Source organism: Photorhabdus sp. RM96S (assembly GCF_042879335.1).
Taxonomy (GTDB): Bacteria; Pseudomonadota; Gammaproteobacteria; order Enterobacterales; family Enterobacteriaceae; genus Photorhabdus; species Photorhabdus kayaii.
This window is the reverse complement of record NZ_JBHFKT010000109.1, coordinates 1-1,814: the sequence shown is the minus strand read 5'-3', so window position 1 is coordinate 1,814 and position 1,814 is coordinate 1. Positions and strand designations below refer to the sequence as shown.

Here is a 1,814-nt window from a genome sequence, read left to right as displayed (position 1 = left end):
GCAGAATTACAGCACCTGAAAGCCGCCGTCTCCTTAGTCGCCGTGGTGGAGCAACAGGGGCGACAGCTCTTTAAACGCGGCAAAGATTATGTACTGCTGTGCCCGTTCCATGAGGAGAAAACCCCGTCAATGGTTATCTCTCCGGCGAAAAATCTTTATCACTGTTTTGGCTGTGATGCCGGCGGCTCCGTGCTGGACTGGGTAATGAAAACCAAAGGCTTAAGTCTGCGCCGGGCCGTGGAACAGTTGCGCGGGATACTGGGAGATAACCCCTCGGTGGCCCCGCTGGTGAAACCGGATGAACCCGCCATGCTGGCCGATGATGACGCCGGACGGCAGGCGCTGCTCAGTCGGGTCGTCGGGTTCTACCATCATACGCTGTTGAATGCCCCCGAAGCCCTGGCTTATCTGGAAAAACGCCGGCTCAACCACCCGGAATTAGTCGCCCAGTTTAAACTGGGCTTTGCCAACCGCACGTTAGCCTATCGCCTGCCCATCAAGGCGGTGCAGGCCGGCGCACAGATCCGCGCCCGTCTTCGGGCCGTGGGGCTGATGCGCGACAGCGGGCACGAGCACTTTACCGGTTCGCTGGTGATACCGGTTATCGACCCGAACGGCCAGATCCGCGAGATCTACGGGCGCAAAATCACCGACCGTTTACGTAAAGGAACGCCGCTGCATCTGTACCTTCCCGGCGCGCATGGCGGGATATGGAATGAGCCGGCGCTGATCAGTTCAGGGACGGTCATCCTCTGTGAATCCCTGATCGACGCCCTGTCGTTCTGGGTGGCCGGTCACCGCCATGTCACCGCCGCCTATGGGGTGAACGGCTTCACCGATGAGATGCGGCAGGCGTTTCGGCGGCATGGCGTTAAGCAGGTCTTGATCGCCTACGACAATGATCCGGCAGGCAATGAAGCGGCGGTAAAACTGGCCGCCGAACTCACCGCCGTCGGTATCACCGTGTTCCGGGTGGTGTTCCCCGAGGGCATGGATGCCAACGGCTATCTGTGTCAGGTCGCTGAGCCGGAACGGGCCTTCGGGTTGTTGCTCGACAGTGCCGTGCCGATGCAGGAAGCGGCAGAGGTACAGGCCACCACTGCAACAGAGCGGGCCGCACTGGCTGAACATCAGCCGGTTCCGGTGCCGGAAACAGTCAGCACATTAGCCGCCGGTATAGCCGCGTTGCCGTCGATGCCCAATGTGGTCTGGGAAACCGGCGCTAACGGCGAGATATCCCTGACGCTGGGCACACAACAGTGGGGTATCCGGGGCCTGTCACAGGTGAAAGCCGGGGCGGCAGTGATGAAAGTGAATGTTCAGGTGGTTGATACCGACAGCGGCGTGATGTTCGCCGACAGCGTGGACATGATGAGCGCCCGCAGCCGGGGCGGTTATGCGCGACTGGCCGCCACCGAACTGGGGCTGGCCGAAGGTGACCTGAGGCGTTCACTGGGGCAGGTGTTGCTGGTACTGGAACAGTGTCAACAGGCCGGTGTCAGTGAGCAAACTGAAACCCAGCCGGTTCCCGAACTGAGCGAGGACCAGCGGGCCGCCGCGCTGGCGCTGCTGCAAGACCCGCAACTGAGCGAGCGCATCACCGCTGATTTAGCCGCCTGTGGCGTGGTGGGCGAATCCACTAACCTGCTGGCCGGTTACTTAGCCGCCGTCAGCCGCAAGCTGGACCGTCCGCTGGCCGTGCTGATACAGAGCAGCAGCGCTGCCGGGAAAAGCTCACTGATGGATGCGGTCCTCAATCTGATACCGGAAGAAGAACGCCTGCAATACAGCGCCATGACCGGCCAGAGTCTGTT

Annotated in this window: 1 protein-coding gene; it reads left to right on the top strand. The window is 61.4% G+C overall.

Annotation, left to right across the window (positions count from 1 at the left end):
• Positions 1-1,814: CHC2 zinc finger domain-containing protein (locus tag ACGF49_RS24440; RefSeq protein ID WP_387493272.1), on the top strand; the 1,814-nt coding region annotated here is incomplete at both ends.